Annotated in this window: 20 protein-coding genes; 14 read left to right on the top strand and 6 right to left on the bottom strand. The window is 62.9% G+C overall.

The annotated features are described in order from the left end of the window. The 9 genes from ACK5L9_RS03940 to ACK5L9_RS03900 all read left to right on the top strand — a co-directional run. Positions 1 to 419, top strand: a 419-nt coding sequence (locus ACK5L9_RS03940; RefSeq protein ID WP_416910145.1) for a M20/M25/M40 family metallo-hydrolase, incomplete at its 5' end; no start/stop codon positions are given. Positions 420 to 535: 116 nt separating this feature from the next. Next, positions 536 to 1,504, top strand: coding sequence for a LysR substrate-binding domain-containing protein (locus ACK5L9_RS03935; protein WP_416910144.1), 969 nt, complete (start codon positions 536 to 538; stop codon positions 1,502 to 1,504). A gap of 119 nt (positions 1,505 to 1,623) precedes the next feature. Beyond that, the gene (locus tag ACK5L9_RS03930) at positions 1,624 to 2,601 is read left to right on the top strand and encodes an NAD(P)H-dependent flavin oxidoreductase (RefSeq protein WP_416910143.1); all 978 of its coding nucleotides are present in this window, start codon (positions 1,624 to 1,626) and stop codon (positions 2,599 to 2,601) included. 31 nt (positions 2,602 to 2,632) lie between these two features. Continuing rightward, the gene (locus ACK5L9_RS03925) at positions 2,633 to 3,616 is read left to right on the top strand and encodes a Bug family tripartite tricarboxylate transporter substrate binding protein (protein ID WP_416910142.1); all 984 of its coding nucleotides are present in this window, start codon (positions 2,633 to 2,635) and stop codon (positions 3,614 to 3,616) included. 57 nt (positions 3,617 to 3,673) lie between these two features. Next, complete coding sequence (locus ACK5L9_RS03920; protein ID WP_416910141.1) at positions 3,674 to 5,215, top strand: AMP-binding protein; 1,542 nt, start codon at positions 3,674 to 3,676, stop codon at positions 5,213 to 5,215. Positions 5,216 to 5,257: 42 nt separating this feature from the next. Further along, entirely contained in the window at positions 5,258 to 5,704 is a 447-nt protein-coding gene (locus ACK5L9_RS03915) for a tripartite tricarboxylate transporter TctB family protein (RefSeq protein WP_416910140.1), read from the top strand. Positions 5,705 to 5,716: 12 nt separating this feature from the next. After that, the gene (locus tag ACK5L9_RS03910) at positions 5,717 to 7,213 is read left to right on the top strand and encodes a tripartite tricarboxylate transporter permease (RefSeq protein ID WP_416910139.1); all 1,497 of its coding nucleotides are present in this window, start codon (positions 5,717 to 5,719) and stop codon (positions 7,211 to 7,213) included. A gap of 3 nt (positions 7,214 to 7,216) precedes the next feature. Beyond that, positions 7,217 to 7,954, top strand: coding sequence for an enoyl-CoA hydratase/isomerase family protein (locus ACK5L9_RS03905; protein WP_416910138.1), 738 nt, complete (start codon positions 7,217 to 7,219; stop codon positions 7,952 to 7,954). A gap of 42 nt (positions 7,955 to 7,996) precedes the next feature. Continuing rightward, positions 7,997 to 8,884, top strand: a complete 888-nt coding sequence (locus tag ACK5L9_RS03900; RefSeq protein WP_416910137.1) for a LysR family transcriptional regulator — start codon at positions 7,997 to 7,999, stop codon at positions 8,882 to 8,884. Between the two features lie 15 nt (positions 8,885 to 8,899). On the opposite strand, the gene ACK5L9_RS03895 is transcribed toward ACK5L9_RS03900, so the two are convergent. Next, positions 8,900 to 9,340: an Lrp/AsnC family transcriptional regulator gene (locus ACK5L9_RS03895; RefSeq protein WP_416910147.1), complete on the bottom strand. Its 441-nt coding sequence runs from the start codon at positions 9,338 to 9,340 to the stop codon at positions 8,900 to 8,902. Positions 9,341 to 9,463: 123 nt separating this feature from the next. On the opposite strand from ACK5L9_RS03895, the gene ACK5L9_RS03890 reads away from it, so the two are divergent. Further along, positions 9,464 to 10,918 carry an aminotransferase class V-fold PLP-dependent enzyme gene (locus tag ACK5L9_RS03890; protein ID WP_416910136.1) on the top strand — a complete coding sequence of 485 codons (1,455 nt, stop codon included), beginning with the start codon at positions 9,464 to 9,466 and terminating at the stop codon, positions 10,916 to 10,918. Positions 10,919 to 10,965: 47 nt separating this feature from the next. Here the strand turns inward: ACK5L9_RS03890 and ACK5L9_RS03885 are convergent, their stop codons facing one another. Genes ACK5L9_RS03885 through ACK5L9_RS03865 form a run of 5 tightly spaced genes read right to left on the bottom strand, consistent with a single transcriptional unit; the run spans position 10,966 to position 15,198 of the window. Then, positions 10,966 to 11,397: a hypothetical protein gene (locus tag ACK5L9_RS03885; protein WP_416910135.1), complete on the bottom strand. Its 432-nt coding sequence runs from the start codon at positions 11,395 to 11,397 to the stop codon at positions 10,966 to 10,968. A gap of 25 nt (positions 11,398 to 11,422) precedes the next feature. Further along, positions 11,423 to 12,058, bottom strand: coding sequence for an ABC transporter ATP-binding protein (locus ACK5L9_RS03880; RefSeq protein WP_416910134.1), 636 nt, complete (start codon positions 12,056 to 12,058; stop codon positions 11,423 to 11,425). Beyond that, entirely contained in the window at positions 12,055 to 13,020 is a 966-nt protein-coding gene (locus ACK5L9_RS03875; RefSeq protein ID WP_416910133.1) for an ABC transporter substrate-binding protein, read from the bottom strand. Before ACK5L9_RS03875 ends, ACK5L9_RS03880 begins: the two co-directional genes overlap by 4 nt. Before the next feature lie 16 nt (positions 13,021 to 13,036). Continuing rightward, a complete protein-coding gene (locus tag ACK5L9_RS03870; RefSeq protein ID WP_416910132.1) occupies positions 13,037 to 14,005 on the bottom strand; it encodes a YVTN family beta-propeller repeat protein in 969 nt (322 codons plus the stop codon). An 8-nt stretch (positions 14,006 to 14,013) separates the two neighbouring features. After that, positions 14,014 to 15,198 carry an ABC transporter substrate-binding protein gene (locus ACK5L9_RS03865; RefSeq protein ID WP_416910131.1) on the bottom strand — a complete coding sequence of 395 codons (1,185 nt, stop codon included), beginning with the start codon at positions 15,196 to 15,198 and terminating at the stop codon, positions 14,014 to 14,016. Between the two features lie 149 nt (positions 15,199 to 15,347). Here ACK5L9_RS03865 and ACK5L9_RS03860 point away from each other — a divergent pair, with 149 nt between their 5' ends. The 4 genes from ACK5L9_RS03860 (at position 15,348) to ACK5L9_RS03845 (ending at position 19,357) form a co-directional block, all read left to right on the top strand. Then, the gene (locus tag ACK5L9_RS03860) at positions 15,348 to 15,839 is read left to right on the top strand and encodes a DUF3280 domain-containing protein (RefSeq protein WP_416910146.1); all 492 of its coding nucleotides are present in this window, start codon (positions 15,348 to 15,350) and stop codon (positions 15,837 to 15,839) included. Then, a complete protein-coding gene (locus ACK5L9_RS03855; RefSeq protein ID WP_416910130.1) occupies positions 15,836 to 16,666 on the top strand; it encodes a quinoprotein dehydrogenase-associated SoxYZ-like carrier in 831 nt (276 codons plus the stop codon). The genes ACK5L9_RS03860 and ACK5L9_RS03855 overlap by 4 nt, the downstream gene beginning before the upstream one ends. A 128-nt stretch (positions 16,667 to 16,794) precedes the next feature. Continuing rightward, a complete protein-coding gene (locus ACK5L9_RS03850; RefSeq protein ID WP_416910129.1) occupies positions 16,795 to 17,277 on the top strand; it encodes a hypothetical protein in 483 nt (160 codons plus the stop codon). A 67-nt stretch (positions 17,278 to 17,344) separates the two neighbouring features. Next, positions 17,345 to 19,357 carry a sigma-54-dependent Fis family transcriptional regulator gene (locus ACK5L9_RS03845; protein ID WP_416910128.1) on the top strand — a complete coding sequence of 671 codons (2,013 nt, stop codon included), beginning with the start codon at positions 17,345 to 17,347 and terminating at the stop codon, positions 19,355 to 19,357. Positions 19,358 to 19,512 lie beyond the last annotated feature (155 nt).

The following is a 19,512-nucleotide window of genomic DNA, read 5'->3' as shown; positions in this document are numbered from 1 at the left end:
TGAACATCGTGCCCGACAAGGCCACCGTCGAATTTGAGCTGCGGCATGTCGGCGGCGACGATCCGGCCGATTTTCTCGGGCGGCTGACCCTTGGGATCGAACAGTTGCTGCGCCCCTATCGGCAGATCTGCCCCGAGGCGGAAATCATCGTTGAAACCACCAATGCCTATCCGGGTCTGGCGCTCGGCAAGGATGATCCTGCGGTTCACCGGGTTGCCGCATTCAGCGGACATGACGCGCCGATCAAGGTCGCCTATGGCACGGAGGCCGGTTTTTTCGCGGATATTGGTATTCCGACGGTCGTTTGCGGGCCGGGCGATATGGCCGGGCAGGGGCACAAGCCCGACGAATATCTTGAAGCCGCCCAGCTTGCGGCCTGTGACCGGATGCTGGACCGGGTGCTTGCAAGTCTGGTCTGACCCAGGTGTCAGGATCATTTACAAATCCGCCATACCGCGACAGGCTGACGCATGTAAAGAGGCCGCCTTGCCGGAAACCGGTTTCGGGGCTGATGGCCTTGGAACCGGGGTGGGTGATGCAACTGCGCTATACCTTGAGGCAACTGGAATATTTCGTCGCGGTGGGGGAAACCGGCAGTATCGCCGCTGCATCGCAACAGGTGAATGTGTCGTCGCCATCCATATCGGCGGGGATTTCCCAGCTTGAGGATGAGCTGGGGGTAAAGCTGTTCGTCCGGCATCACGCGCAGGGCCTGACCCCGACTCTGGCGGGCCACAAGCTGCTGGATCAGGCGCAGACGGTTCTGCGGCAGGCCGGCGCGTTGCGCGATCTTGCAAGCGATCTTTCGGGCAGGGTACGCGGGCCTCTGGCGATTGGCTGTCTCAGCACCTTTGCGCAGGTCGTGCTTCCCGGTCTGCGCCGCAGCTTTGTCGGGCAATATCCCGAGGTGCGCGTGACCCAGGTAGAATGCGATCAGGCCGAGCTTTTCAGCCTGCTGCGTCAGGCCAAGATCGACCTGGCGCTGACCTATGACCTTTGCTTGCCAAAGGATCTGCAGTTCACGCCGATGATCGAATTGCCGCCGCTGGTCGCATTGGGCACGGAACACCCTCTGGCCCATCTGCCGGAAATAACGGTGCAAGAGCTGGCAGGCTATCCGATGGTGCTGCTGGATTTGCCGCTGAGCTCGGATTATTTCCTGTCATTTTTCTCGAATGAGAACCTGCGCGCGAATGTCGTCGAACGGACCCGCGATGTTGCCGTGATGCGCAGCCTTGTGGCCAATGGCTTTGGGTATTCGATTGTCAATGTCAGACCGATGCACGATGTCGCGCCCGACGGCAATCCGATGAAATTCGTGCCTCTGGCCGGTCGGCAGAGGGCGATGAAGCTGGGGCTGCTGATGACCCGCGGGGTTGACAGAAGCCGCCTGCACAGGACGTTCATCGACAGCGCACAGGACTGGATCAGGGCGCAGCAGGTCAGGTGGCATGGCCAAATCGTCCGGGGCGGGGACAAGCGCATCACCCATGTGCCCGGATAATGATCATGCCGCTTTGCGAGGAGTTCTATAAATTAAATCAATATATTTATAGCTAATATTGACTGTATTTATGTAACGCCGAGTCCTACGCTATGGAAAGACCACAAAAGGATCTCTCCATGCAACCACTCGACATGATCCGTTCCAGAATGCGGATCCCGCTGATCGGTGCGCCGCTATTCATCGTCTCTTATCCCGAACTGGTCGCGGCGCAATGCAAGGCCGGGATCATCGGATCGTTTCCGGCGCTGAACGCGCGGCCTGAATCGGAACTGAAAAACTGGATCGAAACGCTTCAGGAAGATCTTGCGAAATGGGATCGTGACAACCCGGACCGGCCCTCGGCGCCATTTGCCGTCAACCAGATCGTCCACCGCTCGAATGAGAGGTTGGATCACGATATGGGCGTCTGCGTCGATTACAAGGTGCCGGTCATCATTTCATCGCTTGGCGCGCGGCGCGAGGTGAACGAGGCGATCCATGGCTATGGCGGGATCGTGCTGCATGATGTGATCAATAACCGCTTTGCCCACAGCGCCATCGACAAGGGTGCCGACGGGCTGATCGCGGTTGCTGCCGGGGCGGGCGGGCATGCGGGGATGCAGTCGCCCTTTGCGCTGATCCAGGAGATCCGGGAATGGTTCGACGGGCCGCTGGCTTTGTCCGGGGCCATTGCCAACGGGCGTTCGCTGCTGGCGGCGCAGGCGCTGGGTGCCGATTTCGGCTATGCCGGGACGCTGTTCATCGCCACGCAAGAGGCCCATGCCTCGCCGGAATACAAGGCCGCGATTACCGAACACAGCGCCGAGGACATCATCTATTCCAACTATTTCACCGGTGTTCACGGAAACTATCTCAAGCCGTCGATCGAAGCGGCGGGGATTGACCCTTCGGTGCTGCAATCGGGCGACCCCGAGAAGCTGAAGGTGCTTCAGCATCGTTCGGTCGGCACGAACAAGGCATGGAAAGATATCTGGGGCTGTGGTCAGGGGATCGGGATCCTGCATGATGTTCCGACGGTGGCCGCAGTGGTTGACCGGCTGGAACGCGAATATGACGACGCGCTGGCAAAGACGCGCATGCTGAAGGCCGGGTAAGACCGGCCAACCAAACAGGAGGAGGATCGAGATGACCGAACAGATCAACCGCAGGGAAATTCTGGCGGGGCTGGGGGTGGCCGGACTGGCCGGCGCGCTGGCACCGTTACCGGCATGGGCCGAAAGCTTTCCGTCGAAACCGGTCACGCTGGTCGTGCCATTTTCCGCTGGCGGCGGGGGCGATTTCGCCGTGCGCCTGGTCGGCACCGCCCTGGCCAAAAACCTGGGCGTACCGGTGAATGTGGAAAACAAGCCCGGAGGCGAGGGTGTGATCGGTGCCACAGCGGTGGCGCGGGCAAAGCCTGATGGTTATACGGTTCTGTTCGCCACGCCGACCTCGATGAACTATGCCCCGGCCATTCACCGGACACGGCCCCCTTATGATCCGACTAAGGATTTTCGCGCGGTCAGCACCTTTGCGTCCTTTGTGTTCACGCTGTGCGTCAATGCCGAATTGCCGGTCACGACGCTGGCCGAGTTCGTGGCCTATGCCAAGGAAAATCCGGGCGATGTCAGCTATGGCACCGGCGACGCGACCTCGATCATCGCGTTTGAACAATTCGCCCGCGCGGCGGGGATCGAGCTGCTGCACATTCCCTATAACGGCACAGCCGAGGCCGAGGCGGATCTGGTGGCAAATCGTATCCAGTGCATGTTCCTGAGTACCAGCGGCGTGAAAAAGTTGGGCGATGCGATCCGACCGCTGGCCGCGCTTTACCCTGAACGCACCGAAATCGTTCCCGATGTGCCGACTTTCAAGGAACTTGGTTATGGCGCGGTCGATCTGTTGCCGTGGTCAGGCTTTTTCACGACCGGCGGCGCCCCGGATGAGGCCGTGAACGGCATGTCCGCGGCGCTGCAACAGGTTCTGGCGGAACCAGAGCTGGTGGCAAAATTTGCCGAATTCGGGAACGTGGTTGAGGGCAGCGCGCCAGAGGTGCTGGATCAGGTTCTGGCCGAACAATTGCAGGTCTGGCGCGACATGGTCGATGCCGCAGGCATCGCAACCGACTGATAGACGTGACAGCCTGCCCGCGCCACGGCGGCGCGGGCAGAGTTCTGAAAGTGACACATGCCCCACCTTTCCGAGAACGCCCGGACTGCCGGATCACGCACGGCGCTGATCGAGGCCGAAACCGGCCGACATACCGATTTTGCCACGCTTGACGCGATGGTCAACCGTACCGCCCGTCTTTTGATCGGGCTGGGGGCCGAACGCGGCGGGAATATCGCCATCTGCCTGCCCAATATCCGCGAACTTGCAGTGCTGATCCTCGCGGCGCAGCGCAGCGGAAGCTATTACACGCTGATCCCCTCCAGCGCCTCGGCGAAGGACGTCGCCTATTTCGTGCAGGACAGCGGTGCAACGCTGTTGCTGACTGACGCGGAAACCGCCGGTGCCGTTGCTGCCGAGGGCTCGGTGCCCGGCACGGTGCAGACCATTGCGCTGTCAGCCGACGGTGCGGGGTCGCTGGAGGCGCGGATCGCCGATCATCCGCCGGTCCCGCATCCGGCCTTTGCGGCGGGAACCGAGATGAACTATTCCTCGGGTTCGACCGGGCGGCCCAAGGGCATCCGTCGTCCGCTGCCGGACAGGCCCTGGGACGCGCCGGATCCGCGCAACGTGGCAGTCGCCGCAAGCTGGGGCATCGGCGCGGATGCCGTGCTGCTGAATACCTCGCCGCTGTATCACAGCGCACCGCATCGCTTTCTGGCCACATCGGTCGAAGCCGGGGCCTGTCACGTCCTGATGCACCGGTTCGATGCGGCCACGGCGCTGGACGCGATCGAACGCTGGCGCTGTACGCATTCCATCTGGGTGCCGACGATGTTCCACCGTCTGCTTACCCTGCCGGACGACGCCCGCAACGCAAGGGATCTGTCGTCGATGCGGATGGCGATTCATGGTGCCGCGCCTTGCCCTGTGCAGACCAAGCAGGCGATGATCGACTGGTGGGGGCCGGTGCTGCTGGAATACTATTCCGGTACCGAGGGTATCGGCTCGACCCTGATCACCAGCGCGGACTGGCTGCTGCACAAGGGATCTGTCGGCAAGCCGACCGACAGCGTTGTCCACATTCTCGGCACTGACGAGACCCCGCTGCCCGCGCGCGCCGAGGGCACCGTCTATTTCGAAAGCCCGGCGACCTTCAGCTATTGGAAAGCTTCGGAAAAGACCCGTGCCAGTATCAGCCGTCAGGGCTGGAAAACCTTCGGCGATACCGGTTATGTGGACGAGGACGGGTATCTCTATCTGACCGGTCGCAATAATTTCACCATTAATTCAGGCGGCGTGAACCTGTATCCGCAAGAAATCGAGGCGGCGATCCTGACAGCGCCGGGTGTGGCCGATGCGGTGGTTATCGCGATACCGGACGCGGATTTCGGCGAACGCGCCGTGGCATTGGTGCAGCTTGATGCCGCCGGGGCGGACGATGCCGCGCGGCTGGAAGCGCTGCGCCAGCAGGTGCGCGCCGATCTTGGCCCGATCAAGACGCCGAAAGCCTTTCACGTCGTAAGCAGCACGCAACGCACCGAGACGGGCAAGCTGAAACGCACCGAGATCCGCGACGCGTTTTTGCGTGGCACGATCGAGATCACGGAGAGTATCTGAAGCACTGCCAAAAAGACCAGTTTCGACGGAGGAGGAGAAAAGATGTCGGGAAAGCGCCAGTCCGAGATGATCGGAGGGATGTCACTTGTCGTATTTGGTACTGCGGTTGCGTTCTATGCCTTGGCCAATTACCAGCTTGGCACCTTGCGACAAATCGGGCCGGGGTTTCTGCCGGTGGTGCTTGGGGCGGCGCTTGCGGTTCTTGGGCTGATGATCGCCTGGGTGGCGCGGCCCGCCCAGATCGCCGGGGTCCGGCGGATCAGGCCCGGCAACGTCGCAGCGATTACGGCCAGCGTGATCGCCTTTGCCCTGCTGATCGAACGGGCAGGCTATGTCGCAGCCGTATTCGCCACGGTGCTGATCGCGACGCAGCCATGGGATCGCGGCGGCTGGCCCCTGCGCATGTCCATCGCGGCAGCGGCTGCGGGGTTCGTGGGTCTGATTTTCGACATGGGATTGGGCATGTCGATCCATGCCTTTCCGGGCTGAGGGGGCAGGGTCATGAACAATGCTGCCGATATTCTTCAGGGGCTGAACACGCTGCTGCAATTTTCGACGCTGCTAAGCTGTTTCTCGGGGGTGTTTCTTGGCACGCTGATTGGCGTTCTGCCGGGGATCGGGCCGCTGGCCGCGCTGTCGCTGCTGATGCCGCTGACCTATTACATGGGTGCCGCCGATGCGCTGATCTTTCTGTCGGGCATCTATTACGGCACCCAATACGGGGGTGCGATCACCTCGATCCTGCTGAACATTCCGGGCACCGCAACCTCGGCAGTGACCTGTATCGAGGGCAATCCGATGGCGCGGGCCGGACGCGGGCGCGAGGCGCTGACTGCCGCCATCGGGGCCTCGTTTTTCGGTTCGATGGCCGGTATCGCCGTGATCCTGCTTTTCGCGCCGCTGCTGGCGAAGTTCGGGCTGATGTTCGGGCCGGCGGAATATTTCGCGGCGATGTTGCTGGGCCTGATCGCCTCGGCCTCGGTGGGCGGGGGTTCGGTTCTCAAGAACCTTGCGATGGTGATTGCGGGCGTACTGCTGGGCCTTGTCGGGCTGGACGCAAATTCCGGGGCACCGCGCTTTGATTTCGGCCTGCCGCAGCTTTACAACGGCCTCAGTATCGTGGCGCTGGCGATGGGTGCCTTTGGTCTGGCCGAGATCATGGGCAATATCAACATCACGCGTTATGTCGAGGGCGGGATCGACCTGAAAGGCAAGACCGGCAGCTTCTGGCGGCCGCTGATCCGGGGGATATGGCGCCCGGTCCTGCGGGGCACCGCGCTTGGTTCGTTCTTCGGCACCCTGCCGGGCACCGGGCCGGGAATCTCGTCTTTCATGGCCTATGCTGCGGAAAAAAAGCTGGCCCGGCAGCCCGAACGCTTTGGCAATGGCGCGGTCGAGGGCGTGGCCGCGCCCGAGGCGGCCAATAACTCGGCCTCGATGACGGCGTTCATTCCGACGCTGATGCTGGGCATTCCCGGCGAGGTGGTCATGTCACTGCTGCTGGGGGCGATGATCATCCACGGTATCCAGCCCGGACCGCTGCTGATGAACACGAACCCCGATGTGTTCTGGGGTCTGATCTTCAGCTTTGGGCTTGGCAATATCCTGCTGGTGATTCTGAACCTGCCGCTTCTGCGGCTGTGGGTCTCGGTACTGAAAGTGCCGTTCAACCTGCTTTATCCGGTGATCGTGGTGCTGGTCTGTGTCGGCACTTACAGCGTGTCGAACAGCGCTTTCGACCTGTATGTGGTCGCGGCGGCGGGGCTGGTCGGCGTGCTGCTGCTGCGGGGCGATTTCAGCCCCGCACCGCTGTTGCTGGGCTTTGTCCTTGGGCCGATGGTCGAAACCAATTTCCGCCGTGCCATGCTGATGGCGCGCGGGGATCTGGCAAAGATGGTGTCCGGCCCTATCACGGCGGTTTTTCTGGTCTGCTGCCTTACCCTTTTGATCGTCACGATCCGGTCGGAACTGCGCGACCGGCGTGCTGGAACGGAGTGATTCATGCCCGCAATCGAAACCCGTCAGGATGGCAGCATCCTGATCGTGACCCTGAACCGGCCCGAGGCTTTGAACGCCTGGAACACCGAGCTGATCCACGGTCTGAATTCTGCCTGGCAGCGGCTGGCGGAGGATCCGCAGCTTCATGTCGGGCTTCTGCATGGGGCGGGGCGCATGTTCACCGCCGGGCTGGACCTGAAAGAGGTGCCGCGCGACGGTATTCTGGGCATTCCGAACATGACGGTATCCTGCGCCAAGCCGATTCTGGTCGCTGTCGAGGGGGCCGCAATCGGCTATGGCTCGGTCACGGCGATGTTCGCCGATATGGTTTTTGCCGGGGAAAGCGCCTATTTTCTGTACCCCGAGGCACGGATGGGGGTCTTTCAGGGGCTGATGGGCGGTTTTCCGGGGCGCGTGCAATACAAGGCCGGGCTGCAATGGCTGTTGACCGCTGACAAGCTTGGTGCCGCGCGGGCCCGAGAGATCGGCCTTGTCAACGAGGTGGTGCCCGACGGCGCGGCCTTTGATCGCGCGCTGGAGGTCGCCCGCCAGATTGCCGCCAATGCGCCGTTGGTCGTGCAGGCAATCAAGCAGATCGCGCTTGGCACTGTGACAAAAGGGCCGATGGAGGCCAATCTTGCCCATAACCGGTTGATCGAGACCGTGATGTCCAGCGATGATGCCGCCGAGGGGCTGGAGGCCGCGCGCCAGCGTCGGCCGGCGAAATTCCGCGGCACCTGACGCGCGGCGCGATGGCGCGCCCGGACGCCAAGAGGATTGCCCATGGCCCTTGTGCTTTCGGAACTGCGTTATTTCGTCGAACTGGCGAACCATCTCAGCTTTACCGCAGCGGCCGAGGCGCTTGGGGTGACGCAGCCAACGCTGAGTACCTCGATCAAGCAGCTTGAGGCCAAGCTGGGGCAGCGCCTGTTCGACCGTGACACCCGTGGCGTCCGCCTGACCGCCTTCGGGCACGAAGCGTTGCGCCTGTCGCTTCGCCTGATCGAGAGCGCCCGGATGACAGAACAAGAGCTGGACGATTTCGCGCAGGGCCGCATCGGGCGGTTGCGGCTGGCGGGGCCGTCGATCCTGTTCGCGACGACGCTTCAGGACGCGATGGTGACGTTCAAGCGCCAGAACGATGCGGTCGTTCTTGAAATCGAGGATACCGATGGCGACAGCGCGATCCAGATGCTTTTGCGCGATCTGGCCGATTTCGCCGTTGTTCCCTATCAGATCGAACATTCGCAGATCGTGCCGCAGAAGATCGGCGAAATGCGGGCGGTGGCGGTGTTTCACCCCGCGCATCAGGCCGACATTCCTGCCTCGGTCAGGTGGGACGATCTGTCCGACCAGAACGTCATCATCCTGAAATCGCGTGACGGGGCAGGGCGTCAGTTCAACGCCGACCTGCTGGAACGCGGCACCATCTTTCGCCATATCTACCGGCTGAACGAATTTCCGGCGGTCAAGGGATTGATCGAAGCGGGCTTCGGCGTTGGCATCATGTCCAATCTCAGCGCCAGCCAGTTACCGCCCCCCTTTGTCCATGTGCCGATCAGGGCACCCGAGCAGGGGCTGGACATCATGATCTGCCGGTCCGCGCTGCGCGGCCAGACCCCGATCATGGCCCGCTTTCTGTCGATCCTGCGCCGCGTCCAGCAGACCTGACCATGCCGGGCCGGGTCAGACCGGCAGGTCGCGACCGGCGGCGATGGCCTCCATGGTGATCAGCGAGGTCACGTTCTCAAGCTCCAGCTTGCTGATCAGCCGCTGATAGACCTGATCAAAGCCGTCCATATCCGCCGCCACGACCTTGAGGATATAATCGTATTCCCCGGCGATGCGGTACATGTCGATGACCTGCGGGATGGCCAGCACCTCGCGGCGAAAGCTGTCCAGCCATTCGCGTGAATGGTGGCGGGTGCGGATCATCATGAACACGGTCAGCGCCAGCCCCAGATCTTGCGCGTCCAGCCGGATCGTGTGGCCCTTGATCACGCCATCCGCCTGCAACCGGTTCAGCCGTCGCCAGCAGGCATTCTGGCTTAGCCCCACCGCTTCGGCCAGACTGCGCTGCGGTTGCGAGGAATCGCGTTGCAGCGCCCTGAGGATGCGGCGATCCATTTCATCAAGTTTTGGCAAATTTTCGTTCATATGAACGAATATAATTGGAAAGCCTGGTAATTTCGATAGATTTTACTGCCGTTCGCCTTGGTAAATTCCTGACATCAACCAAGGAGGCCGACCATGCCTGACATGCCCTTTTTCGATCACTTTCGCAGCCAGTTCGATCGTCCCGACAGGATCGAAAGCCTGCGCGCCGGACTGATCGGCGAGGGCCTGACATTCGAAGGACCATTCGGCCCGCGTACGCTGATCTATGCTGACTATGTTGCTTCGGGGCGTGCCCTTCGGCAGGTCGAGGACACGATCCTTCACGAGGTTCTGCCGCTTTATGCCAACAGCCACACCGAGGGGTCGCATTGCAGCGCCTTCATCACCCGGCTGCGGCGCGACGCGCGGGCGGTGATCGCGCGGCATTGCGGTGCCGATGACAGCCACGCGACGATTTTCACCGGTTCGGGCGCGACGGCGGGGCTGAACCGGCTTGTCCACCTGCTTGGCGTGACGGATGACGTGGCTGCGGGGCGTGCGCCGCTGATCCTGATCGGCCCGTACGAGCATCATTCGAACATCCTGCCGTGGCGCGAAAGCGGTGCCGAGATGGTCGAGATCAATGAGGATCCGCAGCGCGGCGGCCCCTGCCTTGCCCATCTGGAACAGCTTTTGCGCAGCGCGGCGGGCCGTCCCGTCATCGGCGCGTTTTCGGCTGCCTCGAATATCAGCGGGATTCTGACCGATACTGTGGCCGTCACGCGATTGCTGAGGCAGTACGGGGCGCGTGCGGTCTGGGATTACGCAGGCGGCGCGCCCTATCTGGCGATGGATATGGCGGTGGGCTCTGATCACGAAAAGGACGCTATCGTGTTTTCGCCGCACAAGTTCATCGGCGGGCCGGGGGCGTCGGGCATTCTGATCGTCCGAAAATCCGCGCTGCGCCGTGATGTGCCGGTCTGGCCCGGCGGCGGGACGGTCAGCTATGTCTCGCCCTGGGGGCAGGATTACGCCGCCTCGCCCGAAGCGCGGGAAGAGGCGGGCACGCCGAATGTGGTGGGCGACATCCGTGCCGCGCTGGTGGTTCTGGTAAAAGAGGCGATGGGTCAGGATTGGCTGGATGCGCGCCATACCGCGTTGCGCGCCCGCGCCGCCGTCGCTTTCGCGGGGCTGCCCGGATTTCGCTATGCCGGTGATCGCGGCACGGCCCCGGCGCTGCCGTTCTTTGCCTGCTGGCTGGAATCCGCGTGTGGCCTGCCATCGCGGCACGGCGCGATGACACGCGCGCTGTCCGATCACTTTGGAATTCAGGCACGCAGCGGTTGCGCCTGTGCGGGGCCTTACGGACATCGCCTGTTCGGCATCGACCGCGCCGGAAGCGAGGCTATCCGCGCCCGTATCCGGGCAGGCGATGACGATGCCCGACCGGGCTTTACCCGCTTCAACCTCAGTGCGCTGATGAGCGATGAGAAGGTGGATACGATCCTTGCAGCCATATCGGAACTGGCGCGCAACCCGGATGCCTATCTTCGGACGCCCGCCAACAGCGGCATTCCGCCCGAAGGAACGCCCCGGCAAACCGGATGAGGCCGGGTGCCGCGTCGCAACAAGGATCGTGCCCGAGCGTGGCGTTATCAGCGGATCGCGATATCGACGCGCTGGCTTTCGCCGCTGCTGCCGGGGATTTTCAGCCAATATTGGCCGGGTTTGATGGCCAGAAACTCGATCTGCATGGTTCCGGCCTCGTCGAACTCTACGCTTTCCAGACCGAAGGGGCGGATTTCCAGCCCGTTCACCACGACCTCGTTCACCCAGATCGCACGAAAGAAGCCGGGGCCCTCCAGCGCCAGTTCACCCGTGCCGTCGGCGGTGATTTCCAGTTCATAAAGCATGCCGGATGTCAGTTCGACTGGCCCCTCGGCCAGCGGTTTGCCGACCGACAGGGTGATTTCCGGCATTTCTCCCTTGTTATTGTTCGACAAAACTCCGGCGAAACCCAGGTCATGCGCGGCGGCGGGCAGGGTGAACAGGGCGAACAGGATCGACGGAACAAGGCGGTTTTTCATTGTGATTTCCTTTTTTGGGGGATGGTCATGGCCGCAGGGTGGCGGGCTGGCCATGCAGTTCCAGGATGCGGCTGGCCAGACGACCGGCCTCGGTCGGCGCATGGGTGACAAGGATGGTCGCGGGGCGGGCCTCGGCGATCAGGGTTTCGGTCAGCGCCATCATCGCATCGGCCATTTCGGCATCCAGCGAGGCGAAGGGTTCGTCCATGATCAACAGTTCGGGGCGGCCCGCAAAGGCGCGGGCCAGCGCAAGCCGCCGCTGCTGGCCAAGCGACAGGTTCAGCGGAAACATGTTCTCACGCCCCCCAAGCCCCACACGGGCCAATGCGGCAAGGGCATCCGCTGCGCCAAGACCCGCATGAACCAGCGTCAGGTTCTGAAGTGCCGTCCGCCAGGGCAGCAGCGTCGGTTCCTGAAACACCACCGCCATGCGTTCGGGGCGGAAGACGGAGCCTCGAAAATCGCGGTCCAGCCCCGCGACGATGCGCAGCGTTGTGGATTTACCGATGCCCGAAGGCCCCAGCAGGGCAACCGTCTCGCCTCGCGCGACCTGAAAGCGGACGTCGCGCAGGACAGGCATCGTGCCGAAATCCTTGGCGCGGATGTCAACGCGGACGGCATCGGACACAGCCGGGCGGGCGAGGCACGATGCCTGCGTCATCGTACATCCGCAAACAGCCCCTCGGGGACCGTATCGGCCTGACCTACCAGTTCCGCCCCGCCCAGTTCGGCCATCAGAGCCAGCAGTTTGCCCGCCGCATCGGCATCGACCGGCCCGCGCGGCGGGATTCCCGCCAGCCAGTCGGTGCGAAGCTGATCGAATTGCGCGTCGTCATCGGCATTCATCATCGGGCGGATCGCGTCCCATGCGGCGGGGTCGCTGGCCAGCAGATCCTTGGCATCCCGGCTGGCATCGTAAAAGGCCTGCGCCAGTTCCGGATGATCGGCAAAGAAGTCGTCCTTGAAGTAATAGCCCAGCAGCGGCACATCCGGGTCCAGCCCAAGCGCCGTTGCCGCCGTCTCGACCGAGATCAGTTCGGTCATGCCCGCAGCCTTCATCTTGGCCAGAAAATGCCAGAAATTGATCGCGCCGGCATAATCGCCCGACAACGCGGATTTGAAGATCAGCGGCGGCGCGCCAAAAACCTGTTCGGTCGCGGCTTTCAGATCCATGCCATATTCCTGCTGCGCATAGGCCCGCAGGATCAACCAGCTTTTGTCCAGCGGCCCGCCGGCGATCCCGATCTTTCCACCGTCAAGATCCGTCAGTCGCGCCGCGCCGCCCGCTGGAACGACCAGCCCGCCTACCGCGCGGGAATAGGGGATAACCACGTAATCGCGCCCCTCGGCCCGCTGGCGGGCGACCCAGATCCAGTCGGCGACAGCGAAATCGGCCTCGCCGCCCTCGACCGCGATGCGGGTCGCTCCGTTATCGGCATAGGGCTGCATCACCAGCTTGAAGCCATGTTTCGCGTCCAGCCCGTTGCGGATGATGGTTTCCAGTTCCCAGTTGACGGTGCCGATCTTCAGCGTGGCGGCGCGGATGACCGGCACGTCCAGAGGCGTGACGCCAGCCGTCAGGAACAGCGCGAAAACCGCGATCAGAAAGCGTTTGATGATCATTCCCGTTCCTCGCGCTTCATGGCGTGACCGCAACTCCCCAGGGCTGCTGGCCCACGGCGATGGATTGCAGGGCCTTGTTGCTGGCGACCTCGATCACCGTCACGTCGTTGGAATTGCCGTTGGTGGTCAGCAGATATTCCTCACCCGGCGTGAAGGCCATCTGCCAGACACGCTGCCCGACCAGAATGTAATCGACCACCTCAAGGCTGGCTCCGTCGATCACCGCCACCCGGTTCGCCGGACCAAGCGCCACAAAGATCTTGCTGCCATCCTGCGTCGCCTTCACGCCCACCGGTTGCAGCCATTCGGGCTGCACGCCCGGCACCTCGAAGCTGATTTTGTGGCTCAGCGTGGGGGTGCCATCCTCGGCGATGTCGATCACGCTGACTGTGCCGCCGATTTCTGCGCTGACGAACAGGCGCTTGCCATCGGCGGCATATTCGGCATAGCGCGGGCGCTGATCGACCAGAATGTTATGCTTGATCTGATAATCCCCGGTCGAGATGAAATGCGCCATATTGGTGGTTTCCGACGTGTTCACCACCCAATTCGTGTCGGGCGAGATCGCCATCCCCTCGGGTTCGACACCCACCGGCACCTCTGCAAGGACCGAATGCGACTGCGTATCCGTCACCGTGACCAGATTGTCGTCCTCATTGGCGATATACAGCGGGTTGCCCGAGGGGTCGATCACGAAAAGCTCGGGGTCGGGGCCGGATGGCAGGGTGTACAGTTCGGCATAGGTTTCGGTGTCAAAGACGCGCACGGCGTCGTCATCCGAGGCGCAGACGTAAAGAAGCGCGCCGTCAGGTGACAGGGTGATCCCGCGCGGGCGGTTGCCGCCGGGAAATTCCTCGATCACCTGCCAGGTGTCAGTGTCGATCACCGTGATCGTATTGCCGCGTTCGTTCGACACGAAAGCCTTGCCCGCCTGGGCAGTCGTCGCGGTGCCGGTCAGCAACAGGGCAAGCAGAAGCGGTTTCATGGCGGTCCTCATTCGAATGCGGTGCAGGCGGATTCGGGGCGGTCCAGCCCCAATGTGTCCAGAGGCGAACTTTGGTGCAAAAACCCCTCTTGCGGGCTGACGCTGACAGTGATGCGCCCGTCATACAGCAGGATCGGCTGGCGAAGCTGGCCGTTCCAGTCGCGGAACGTCACTTTCTGACCCTTGAAGGCGGCCAGTTCGAAGGCGTCGGACAGCACATATTCCCTGATCGCCTCAGGATCGGCGCTGCCGGTGCGTGTCACCGCCTCGCCAATGACGCGCAGGGCCAGCCAGACGTTGTAATCCTCTTCCTGCACCTGCCTGCGGTTCTGCCGTTCGAACCGGGTCTGGAACTGCGTGGCCCCCCATGCCTCATGGGCGCCGTGCATGGTGACGGGGCGCAGACCGGCACTGCCCGCAACGGGGCGCGGTGTCCACAGGTGATAGGGCAGATAGGCCGCGAAATAGTCGCTGGCATCGGCGGCGACCACGACGTCATGCGGTTCGGCCTCTTGCATGAATACCGGCAATTGCTGCTGCACCTGAACATGGCCGGAATCGGTGCGCCGCGCGCCGCCGGTGTCCTGAAACTGCCGTTCGCCGGCGATGGTTGCGCCGAACTTGCGCGCCGCGTTCCGATAAGCCTCGGTCAGGGCCAGATCTTCGGGGTTCGACCCGCCGACCAGCAGCCAGTTGCGCCATTGCTTCCACACCAGAAACTGCGCCACGGCATCGGCCTTCATCGCGTCCGAAGGCGCGATATGCAGCAGGTTGGCGCGGCAATCCGCACCGCGCAGCGCGACATCGGGCGCGCGGGTGTTCAGGACCAGCGCCCCCGCCGCCTGCGCCTGATCGCTCAGGGCCACAAGCTCGGGTGCCCTTGCGTCGATGACGACAAGGCGAACGCCATCCGACAGCATCGCCTCCAGCGCGGTCGCCGCATCCTGAGGCGTGGCGGCAGTGGTGGTGGTCCGGTATTCATGGCCCAGAAATCCGCCGGTGGTGGCGTTATCCTCATCCGCAAGTGCGGCACCAGCAAAACCCAGATCGTCGGGGCGCAGGTCATAACGTGAAATCGGCAGGATTTCGGCGTAATCCACCCGTAAAACGCCGGTATTCACCTCCAGTGCACCGGCGGCGGATGTCGTGAACAGCGTCGCGATCACGGCAAGACATGTGGTGGAATACCTCAAAACGCCCTCTCTCTACGCGCCACCCCGCATACATAGTCAAAGAGGCGGCACTACAAGCCAACCGATACTTTTGGCGCGGTTGCGGCAAGGTGGCGCGCCACGGCACGATGTCGGCAGTTCGCAACCGACGCCGGGGGGCGGCCATGCCCATGCTGCTGCGCGCGCTTGTCCTGATCACGATGACGGCTTTTCCGGCCGGTGCCGCCGAGAAGGTGGCCTTCTTCGGCATCACGTTTCTGGACGCCTCGCATCTGGGTGCCATCAAGGGCCGGGATCCGGCGGAAACGGCCCGGACCGCGATGCTGGATCAGCTTGTGCGTGACCGGTTCGCGCGTGAAGGCTATGATCTGGTCGCGCTGGATCCGGTTTCGGGCAAACTGGCCGGGATCGCGAATCCGGCACAGTGCAACCGGTGCGATACGCGGATGGCGGTCGAACTGGGGGCGGATTATTCGCTGGTGGGCGAGGTGCACAAGGTGTCGAATCTGATCCTGTCGATGAACCTTCAGCTTCGCGAGGCGGACACGGGCACCATGGTCAAGGGGCTGGCGGTCGATATTCGCTCGAACACGGATGAAAGCTGGCGGCGCGGGATGCAGTATATCCTGCGCTACGCCTTTTTCGGGGAGGGGACGGAATGAGGAATGAGGCGACAAGATATTGCAGGCGCGGATTTCTGGCCCTGGCGCTGATCTGCGCTGCGCTGCCCATTGCCGCGCAAGAATCCTGGGACGCGGTTCGCGCGCAACTGTATGACGACCGCCCCTTGCTGGCCGGGAAAGGCGTGATCGCGCTGGATGCGCCCTATCGCACCGCTGACGACGCGCGAACCCGCGTTGCCGCGCAGATCACCGCGCCCGCTGGTGGCCTGATTTCGCGGGTGGCGGTGGTACTGGACGAAAACCCGATGCCGGTTTCAGCGGATTTCGCGCTAAGCCAGCCCCAGCCCTATTTCTTCTTTGACGCGACGCTGCGCATCAACGGTCCGACGCCGGTGCATGTCGTGGCCGAGATGACCGATGGACGGGTCTTTGTAAGCGGCGGTTTCATCAAGACCAGCGGTCAGGGGGCCTGCGCCGCGCCTCCGGGGTCGGACCCCAAGCTGGCGCTGGCGACCTTGGGACGGATGCGGCTAAGCGTCAGTGACGATCTGCCGGGCGATGCCGGGGCGGTTCTGGCCGGTATGGCCGCGGGTATGAAACGGCTTGAGCTTGACATCTCGCATCCATCGCATTCCGGGATGCAGATGGATCAGGTGACGCTGTTGTTCATCCCCATGCGCTATGTCGAGACGGTCGGGGTCAGCGCAAATGGCACCGACTACCTGCGGATGACGGGCAGTATCTCGCTGGCCGAGGATCCGCAGATAGGCATGTCGGTTCCGGCGGCAATCCGCAGGGTGGATGTAACCCTGACCGACACGGACGGAACGGTCAGTTCGGAGCATACGGAACTGGCCGGTATGTAACCTGCGGCGCGGCGCGACCGGTTGCCCCGAAATTGCCGCAACGGGAAGCGGGCAGGCGCCGGTCCCGGCTAAACAGCATAGGCACATGCCGGGAATGATGATAAAAATGTCCGCAGGGAGGACGCGCTGTGGATATTTTCTCGAAACGCGACGAATCGCGTCGTGAGGACGTGCAGGCAAAGCGCCTTATATCCGAAAATTCGCACACCATACGCAGGCTGGCCGATCAGATCAGCAATGGAGGTTACAGCGCCCGGCTGCGGGAACGCGCCGAGGCAAAGAAGCCGCCACAGCCGCAAGGGCTGATCATTCACGATCTGGGAGGCACCAGGGCCGGGCCGCCGCCCCGACCCTATATCAAGATCAGCCTGAACGGCCGGGTGGTGCTGGCCGATCTGAACAACGGCAAGCAATTGCTGATGCTTGGCGAAATCCGGGGCGGCCCTGCGGGGCGGCGTTTTGTCATCGCGACAGCAGAGAACGGCTTTATCTCGCCGGTGGATGACGACATGGTGTCGTTGATCGGGCATCTGGCCGATACGCCGATCAACCGCAGCTTCAGCGACAAGCATCTGGCGGCGGCCCTGTCCGAGATTCTGGGGCTGTCCTGACAGACCGAACAGCGGCGGGGCAATGCGCCTCGCATTCATCCTAAGCCAGGAAGCGACCGAGCGACGAATGTGGCAATCAAGCTATTTCAACCGCCTGCGCAAGGCCGATTCGGTCTCTGAGGACGGGTACTCGGAATTCCGGACCCGCCGGGCGTGGGAAGATCTGGTCAGCGGGCATCACCAGCCTGCCCAAAGCGGCGTGACAACCGTGCGCAGCGAAATCGCGATGTCGTGGCAGCGCAGCCTGAAGGCGGGTGTGGATGCCAGCAGCCTGCACTCTCGTAAGATTGAGCAAGAGGACGATCTTTACCGTTTAAGGCGAAAAAATGTAGCACTTATGCAGGCCGCGCGTTCGGCCTTTTCGCGGCTGGCCCCACATCTGGCCGAGGCGCGGGCGATCCTGATCCTGACCGACAGTGCGGGCGTGATCATCGAGGCCATCGGCGATCATTCGGTTCTGGACGAGGGCCAACAGATCCATCTGGAAATCGGCGGAATCTGGGACGAAGGGGCCATCGGCACGAATGGCATCGGCACGGCACTGAAAACCGGCAAGCCGACCTATGTGCATGCCGCCGAACATTTCTGTCAGGGTGTGCAGGCCTGGACCTGCGCCGGGGTGCCGATCTTCGACCCGTTTGACCGCAGCGTGATCGGCGTGGTCGATCTGTCCGGCCCGCCCAATATCTTTCGCCCGCATAATATTGCGCTGGTCGTCGCCGCCGCCCGCGAGATAGAGATCGCGCTGGCCGAGCAGCAGCGACAGGAACGCACCGTCCTGCTTGAGGCGCTGCTGAATTCCGACAATGGCCGTCCGGGAAATGGCGTGCTGCTGCTGGACAATGTTGGCCGCATCCTGTTTCGCCGGGGGCTGGACGACCGGCTGTATCAGGGCCGGGCCAGGCTGGCAGTGGGCAAGCAGCTTGTGTCGCTGACCTCAGAGATGAGCGATGGCGAGATCATCGCCGCGCTGCCCCCCGAAATCGAGACCACGGGAATCGAACGGCTTGAGACTGACGGGCACTTGCGCGGCGCGGCGCTGTTCATCAAGCCGCTGGTCCGCACCGGGGTCAAGCTGGACACCGCAGCCATCCGTATCCGCCCGCGGGCCAATGTCGAAGAGGACGAGATCGTCATTATCGGCAGCGCCCCCAAGATGCTTGAGGCGATTGAACTGGCCGAACGCGCGGCAAAGGCCAATGTGACGGTGCTGGTGCAGGGCGAAACCGGCGTCGGCAAGGAACTGTTCGCGCGGCTGGTCCACAGCTTGCTGAACAAGGAAAACGCTCCCTATGTCACCGTCAATTGCGCCGCCGTCTCGAAGGATCTGATCGGCGCGGAACTGTTCGGCCATGCCGAGGGCGCGTTCACCGGCGCGCTGAAGGGCGGCAAGCCCGGCAAGTTCGAACTGGCCGATGGCGGCGTGCTGTGCCTGGATGAAATCGGCGATATGCCCATCGAGATGCAGCCTTATCTGCTGCGCGTGCTGGAACAGCGTGCCGTCTATCGCGTCGGGTGCAGCAAGCGGCGGGCGGTGAATGTGCAACTGGTCGCCATGACCAACCGACAGTTGCGCGACGATGTCGAGACAGGCCGCTTTCGCCGTGACCTGTTCTATCGCATCGGCATCGTGGTGATAGACGTGCCGCCGCTGCGCGAACGCCGCAACGATCTTGTGCCGCTGCTGGATCACTTCAATGACGTCTTTGCCCGGCGTTTCCAACGACCGAAGCTGCATTTTCCGGATCAGGTGATCGACAGCCTGCGCGCCTATCGCTGGCCGGGCAACGTGCGTGAATTGCGCAATCTGGTCGAAAGGCTGGCGATGATGAAAACCGGCAGCGAGGTGACGCCGGATGATCTGCCCGCCGAAATCACCGAGCGCAAGCAGGGTTTCGATCTGTCCATGACCGGGCTTGAACAGCCGGGGCAGGTCAATCTCGAAGATGTCGAGGAAATGGCGATCCGCCGCGCTTTGCAGGCGCAAAAGGGCAACATGACCCGCGCCGCCGCGACCTTGGGAATTTCACGCCCGACGCTGTACCGCAAGATCCGGCAATACAATATTCCCCGCGACTGATGTCTGCGGCCCCGGCGAATGACAGTTTCTGAAGTCCGGAGGCGCCGATATTGCTGCCATTCGGGCGATGGCTGACCGCGTTGGCCACGCCGCGCCCGCCAGCAGACGGACGCCCCGCCGCAGGCGTTTGCAGGGGGTCCGGGGGGCGCACAGCC

Source organism: Paracoccus sp. (in: a-proteobacteria) (assembly GCF_047973135.1).
In the GTDB taxonomy this organism is placed as follows: Bacteria; Pseudomonadota; Alphaproteobacteria; order Rhodobacterales; family Rhodobacteraceae; genus Paracoccus.
The sequence above is the reverse complement of the archived record's forward strand: the minus strand, read 5'-3'. Positions and strand labels throughout refer to the sequence as shown.

Coding starts and splice junctions, on each gene's coding strand:
- ACK5L9_RS03910 (WP_416910139.1), top strand. CDS start 5,717: ATGAACAATGCTGCCGATATTCTTCAGGGGCTGAACACGCTGCTGCAA.
- ACK5L9_RS03935 (WP_416910144.1), top strand. CDS start 536: ATGCAACTGCGCTATACCTTGAGGCAACTGGAATATTTCGTCGCGGTG.
- ACK5L9_RS03930 (WP_416910143.1), top strand. CDS start 1,624: ATGCAACCACTCGACATGATCCGTTCCAGAATGCGGATCCCGCTGATC.
- ACK5L9_RS03860 (WP_416910146.1), top strand. CDS start 15,348: ATGCTGCTGCGCGCGCTTGTCCTGATCACGATGACGGCTTTTCCGGCC.
- ACK5L9_RS03905 (WP_416910138.1), top strand. CDS start 7,217: ATGCCCGCAATCGAAACCCGTCAGGATGGCAGCATCCTGATCGTGACC.
- ACK5L9_RS03855 (WP_416910130.1), top strand. CDS start 15,836: ATGAGGAATGAGGCGACAAGATATTGCAGGCGCGGATTTCTGGCCCTG.
- ACK5L9_RS03890 (WP_416910136.1), top strand. CDS start 9,464: ATGCCTGACATGCCCTTTTTCGATCACTTTCGCAGCCAGTTCGATCGT.
- ACK5L9_RS03875 (WP_416910133.1), bottom strand. CDS start 13,020: ATGATCATCAAACGCTTTCTGATCGCGGTTTTCGCGCTGTTCCTGACG.
- ACK5L9_RS03900 (WP_416910137.1), top strand. CDS start 7,997: ATGGCCCTTGTGCTTTCGGAACTGCGTTATTTCGTCGAACTGGCGAAC.
- ACK5L9_RS03925 (WP_416910142.1), top strand. CDS start 2,633: ATGACCGAACAGATCAACCGCAGGGAAATTCTGGCGGGGCTGGGGGTG.
- ACK5L9_RS03870 (WP_416910132.1), bottom strand. CDS start 14,005: ATGAAACCGCTTCTGCTTGCCCTGTTGCTGACCGGCACCGCGACGACT.
- ACK5L9_RS03920 (WP_416910141.1), top strand. CDS start 3,674: ATGCCCCACCTTTCCGAGAACGCCCGGACTGCCGGATCACGCACGGCG.
- ACK5L9_RS03845 (WP_416910128.1), top strand. CDS start 17,345: ATGTGGCAATCAAGCTATTTCAACCGCCTGCGCAAGGCCGATTCGGTC.
- ACK5L9_RS03915 (WP_416910140.1), top strand. CDS start 5,258: ATGTCGGGAAAGCGCCAGTCCGAGATGATCGGAGGGATGTCACTTGTC.
- ACK5L9_RS03880 (WP_416910134.1), bottom strand. CDS start 12,058: ATGACGCAGGCATCGTGCCTCGCCCGCCCGGCTGTGTCCGATGCCGTC.
- ACK5L9_RS03895 (WP_416910147.1), bottom strand. CDS start 9,340: ATGGATCGCCGCATCCTCAGGGCGCTGCAACGCGATTCCTCGCAACCG.
- ACK5L9_RS03885 (WP_416910135.1), bottom strand. CDS start 11,397: ATGAAAAACCGCCTTGTTCCGTCGATCCTGTTCGCCCTGTTCACCCTG.